Below are 4,905 nucleotides of genomic sequence, written 5' to 3'. Positions count from 1 at the left end.
CGCCGCCTACCCGCCTTTTTGTTCGGGGGGGGTGGGCCGGTGTGCGGGCCTAAACCCGGCCCGGGGGGGGTTTTTGCTGTTTAGTTTTTGCCCCGGGGGGGGGGCCCCCCCCGGGGCCCCCCCCCCCCCCCGACGAAGGGCCGTTCCGTACTCTCTCTCGGAGTACGGAACGGCCCTCTTCGCGTTCCGGTCCGGTGGTTCAACAGGCCACTGAGCAGGGGAAAGTGCGTGACGGTGCGGGCACCTACCGTGTTTTCGCCCTGCTCAATCGTGGTGATCCTCACGCCGCCAGAAGTGATCGATCACGCTAGTTTTCTCCGGTGTGACTGCCTCTCAGATTCCGGATTCCGGTTCCGTCTCCTCTGTCCCCGTTTCCGCCGCTCTCGCCGACGTCCTGTTCGCCGGTCAGCTACGCACCACGCACGACCGGTGGAGGAGCCTGTTCAGCTCCGCCCCGTTCCGCTTCCAGGAAGGGCTCACCCACCGGGAGCGAATACGCCTGAGCTACGACCGTCTCCGGATCGTCAACGAGGCCGTCGAGGCTCCGCAGGCGCTCGCGGCCGATCCGGTCGAGCTGACCGCGATCCACGAGTGGGCCGGTGCGGTCGACCCGGGCATGGCCACGATCATCTCCATCCACTACAACCTGTTTCACGGGAGCCTGACGGACCATGATGCGGCCGGGCGGGACCTGGGCGAGTACGTCCGCGGGGAGCGCATCGGGACGTTCCTGTGCACGGAGGTGGCCCACGGCAACGACGCCGTGCAGATGGAGACCACCGCGACGTACGACCCGGCAGCGCGGGAGTTCGCGCTGAACACCCCGCACCCCGGCGCGGCGAAGTTCATGCCCAACACCGGCCCGGCCGGCGGGGCGAAAGGCGCCGTCGTCGCGGCCCGCCTGATCGTCGAGGGCACCGACCGGGGAGTCTTCCTGTTCCTGGTGCCGCTCAGCGACAGCGACGGCAGCCCCCTCCGAGGGGTCGGGGTGCGGCCGCTGCCCCAGACGACCAGCAGCCCCGTCGACCACTGCGCCACCACCTTCGACAACGTCCGCGTGCCGTACGGCGCGCTGCTCCAGGGCGACCACGGCCGCCTCACCCCGGCCGGGGAGTTCACCAGCGCGCTGGGCAGCTCCCGCCGCCGGTTCCTGGAGTCCATCGGCCGGGTCACCATGGGCAAGCTCTGCATGACCGCCCACGGGCTCGGCGTCATGCGGCACGCGCTCGACGTCGCCATGCGCTACGCCCACATCCGTCACACCTCCGGCATGACGAAGGGCCGGCGGGTGCCGCTGTTCGCCCACCGCGGGCACCACACACCGCTGCTCGACGCCGCGGCGACGACCTACGCCGCCACGCTGCTCCAGCGCTCGGTGGTACGACAGTGGGACCGGGCCGGCGGGGAGGAGCGCGAGGCGTACGAGCGGCTGACGGCCATCACCAAGGCGTGGATCACCTGGCAGTCGAGGACGGTCATGTCCGAGTGCCGCGAGCGGTGCGGCGCCCAGGGCCTGATCCAGGCGAACGGGATCGCGCTCCAGCTCGCCTCGATCGAGGGCACGATCACCGCCGAAGGCGACAACACGGTGATCATGCAGAAGGCCGGGGGAGAGATGCTGCTCGGCGGCGTCGACCTCAAGCCGGAGAGCGAGATCGCGGCCGAGGACCGGGAGCTGACCGACCCCCAGTTCCTCCAGGACCTGCTGGCCGACATCGAGCGCATCTCCCACACCCGCGCGAAGGCCCGCCTCCGGAAGCGCGCCGCCTCGCCGCTGGCCCGCTGGAACTCCTCGGTGACGCCCGCCGTCGGCCTGGCCGACGCCCACGTGCACCGGCTCGCTGCCGAGGCCCTGCTGAGCGCCGCCGCCCAGGCGCCCTCCGGACTCCCGGCGGACCTGCTGCGTGCCCTGCACGCCCTGTTCACCCTGCGCCGGGTCGCCGCGCACAGCGGGGACCTGCTGGCACGCGGCCGGGTGACGGCGGACCAGGTCGAGAGCCTGCCCGACGCCGTCGACGCGGTCCTCGGCGTCCTGGAGCCGCACGCGCTCACGCTGACCGAGGCGTTCGGCATATCCGAGGAAATCCTGGATACGCACCCGATGCTCAGCGCCTGACCAGCGCCGTGAGGGGGAAGCGGGCCCCCGGCCGCCGAGCGGGGCGGCGGCCGGAGCGACGGGTCAGAGGTCCAGGGACCGGTGCATCGTGCAGAGGAACCAGTCTCCGGTGCTCAGGGCGTAGCAGAGCTTGTCGCGGTAGTCCGCGTACTCGGCGTACAGCGGGCCGTTGAGGGAGACCTCCGGACCACGGCGAGCACGTCCGCCGCGAGCTCGGGGTCCACGGGTGAGCACCACGGACCGAGCACGAGGGTCCAGCCGTCCACCGCCGGGGTCACGTACACCCGGCCGTACTCCGCGCCGTCCATGGTGTCGTGCGCCACGATGTCGTACCCCAGGGCGAAGGCCGCCGGCCGGATCTCGTGCAGGCCGAGTGCCTGCGCGATGCTCTGATGGTCCTTGGTGGGCACGGCGAGCCAGGAGGCGGAGCACAGGTCGAGCGGACGGGCCCGGTCGCGCGGCAGTTTGACGCGGATCAGGCGCTCCACGGCCGCGCGATCGGCCGCCGAGAGTGCCTCCTCGCCGCCGGACGCGGCCAGTTTCCGACAACGATGTCGCCGTCGTCCAGCCGGGCGGACGCGTAGTTGGTCGTCCCTCTGCCGTGGTCGACCACCAGCGTCTCCGGCCGGATCACCGGCCGTGCCGCAGCCCCGGCGAACCGCTCGTCGACAGCCAGCAGCTCCTCGTAGCAGGGTGAGCGCGTCCTCCTCGGGCCGCACGCGGACGATGCTCAGCGGATGACGGCCCAGCCGCCCATCGCGCGGCCGGGCGCTCAACCCGGCGCGCGGACGCGCCGGGACACCCCTGCCTACAGCCGGAACTGGAGGTCGAGGACGTCGGTGAGTTCGACTTCGAGGCCGTGCGCGCGGCGTCCGTTGTCGCGGAAGTAGGTTTCGCCGAGGGCTTCGGTGGTGAGCTGGAGCAACTGGTCCTCGTCCAGGCCGGCGGCTTGGGCGTCGAGGAGGCGGGCGGCGAGGCGGGGCGGGAGGGCGAGGGTGAGGTGGCGGATACGGGACTGGTCGGTGGACCCGGCGGCGGCGGTGTAGCCGAAGCGGGCCTGGACGTCGATCATGATCCCGTCGGTGGTGGCCGCTTTCTGCCGGGCCCGGGCCCTGACCTGCGGCTGCCACCGCGCGCGGACCTCCCCTTCCAACCGGGTGGCCAGCTGCGGGCGGGGATGCTTGATCCGGCCCTTCACATACCGCTCCACCGTGCGCCGGCTGATGCCGAGCAGCTCGGCGACCTGCTGGGTGCTGCCCCGGTGCTGGCGCACCAGGTAACGCATCTGGGCCCCGGCGGACTTGGGCACCGGGCGCGTGAACGCTCCCTGAACTGCCCGGCCGAGCTCTTCCTCAACGGTGACCATCCGCCGCGCTCCCTATTCCCCGGTGTCCCGGGCGGTGACCTCACCGGTCTTGATGTACCGGGCCAGGTTGGCGACCTTGCCCTCCGTGCCGAGCTGCTCCAGCAGCCCGACACCCCACAGCACGTCCTGGGTGCCCTCGTGCTTGACCATGCCGGGGGAGACCCCGAGACGGAACGACCCGGGCACGGTCTTGCCGTCCTGGTCGTAGGGCAGGACGGCCAGGGGGCTGGGGCCGTCGGCGGTGTAGACGGCGCAGTCGGAGAGGACCGCGACCGGGTAGCGGGCGGTGGCCGCGGCGAGGGCGATCATCTTGCGGTGCATGTTGATCCGGGCCCGGGAGATGACGGTTGCCCGGATGTCGGGGCGCCACGTCGGCCGGGCCAGCGCGGGCCACGCCTGCCCCGGCACCCACCCGCCGCCGCGGGCCTTCTCCTGCAGCTTGCCGATGCCGCCCTTGACGGTCATCTTCACCGCGTCCAGCACGATCCCCAGCTCAGGATCCCGCCCCTTGTAACCGTCCATCGCCTCCAAGAACTCGCCCGGGGGCAGCTTCTCCGCCACCTTGAGGTCGGCCATGGTGGCGACGTAGGCGTCGCGCAGCCGCTTGTACCAGCCGTCCAGGAACCGCCCGCTCCGAGGCCGCACCCACGCCTCAACAGGGGTGACGTCGTAGCCGAGCTCGACCGCGTACGCCACCGTCGGCGTCGCGTACCAGGCCGGGCCCTCGGGACGCTCTCCGGTCGGGGTGAACGGACTGGGCAGCAGACCCCCCTCAAGGTCGCGCCACTGCTTGGCTACCTTCACCCGGCTGAGGTCGACGTGGGAGAGGTCCACCAGCCACGAGCCGGGCACCGCCGGGTCGAAGACCGGACCGGTGACGTGCTCCGGGGGCGAGTCGAGGCCGACAACAGCGCCGTTGGCAGCCGCGCCGAACGCCAGATTCACGTCGATGCCCACCAGATGGGACTGCATGCACTCCGCATCGGTCAGGTCACGCGCCCAGTCGTAGGCCTCCTCGAACAACCGCTCCTCGGGCCCGCGGATGTGGAAGCGGGGCAGATGCGCCAGGACAGGGTGCCCGTCGATCGCCTCGCACGGCGCGGGATCCAGCCCTTGGGTGCCCAGGGAGCCGGGCCGGTGCTCGGAGTGCCGCTTGCCGTCCTGGTCCGGCTCACTGGCGCGGGTGGGCGGGTTGAGCGCAGTCATCATCTCCAGCCCACTCACCGCGGTCGACCCGACGGGCGTCATCACCCGGTGCGCGTACACCCCCAGGACCCGGGCCAGCTCCGCCGGCTCCAGCGTGGCGGCGTGACCCCAGGCGCGGTCATCCAGGGCGTTCCAGGAGGGGATGCACAGCTGAACACACTGGCGCCGCCCACCGGTAACCGGGCGGTAGATCCGCGCCCACGGTCCGAAGCCCCGC

The 4,905-nt window shown here is 71.8% G+C and carries 4 protein-coding genes; 1 reads left to right on the top strand and 3 read right to left on the bottom strand.

Annotated elements, in window-relative coordinates; translation table 11 throughout:
• Window positions 1–322: 322 nt before the first annotated feature.
• Window positions 323–2,116, top strand: coding sequence for an acyl-CoA dehydrogenase family protein (locus JS521_RS29165; RefSeq protein WP_205085942.1), 1,794 nt, complete (start codon window positions 323–325; stop codon window positions 2,114–2,116).
• 113 nt (window positions 2,117–2,229) lie between these two features.
• Here the strand turns inward: JS521_RS29165 and JS521_RS29160 are convergent, their stop codons facing one another.
• The 3 genes from JS521_RS29160 to tap form a co-directional block, all read right to left on the bottom strand.
• Window positions 2,230–2,604, bottom strand: a complete 375-nt coding sequence (locus tag JS521_RS29160; RefSeq protein WP_205085941.1) for a hypothetical protein — start codon at window positions 2,602–2,604, stop codon at window positions 2,230–2,232.
• A gap of 320 nt (window positions 2,605–2,924) precedes the next feature.
• Window positions 2,925–3,482, bottom strand: a complete 558-nt coding sequence (gene tpg / locus JS521_RS29155; protein ID WP_205085940.1) for a telomere-protecting terminal protein Tpg — start codon at window positions 3,480–3,482, stop codon at window positions 2,925–2,927.
• A 12-nt stretch (window positions 3,483–3,494) separates the two neighbouring features.
• Window positions 3,495–4,905, bottom strand: a 1,411-nt coding sequence (gene tap / locus JS521_RS29150; RefSeq protein ID WP_443732189.1) for a telomere-associated protein Tap, incomplete at its 5' end; no start/stop codon positions are given.

Source organism: Streptomyces durocortorensis (assembly GCF_016901035.1).
Classification (GTDB): domain Bacteria; phylum Actinomycetota; class Actinomycetes; order Streptomycetales; family Streptomycetaceae; genus Streptomyces; species Streptomyces durocortorensis.
This window is presented reverse-complemented; position numbering and strand designations above follow the sequence as displayed.

What these genes read in the sequence shown, in the direction of transcription:
- tpg (WP_205085940.1), bottom strand. Translation starts at nt 3,482, where the DNA reads ATGGTCACCGTTGAGGAAGAGCTCGGCCGGGCAGTTCAGGGAGCGTTC.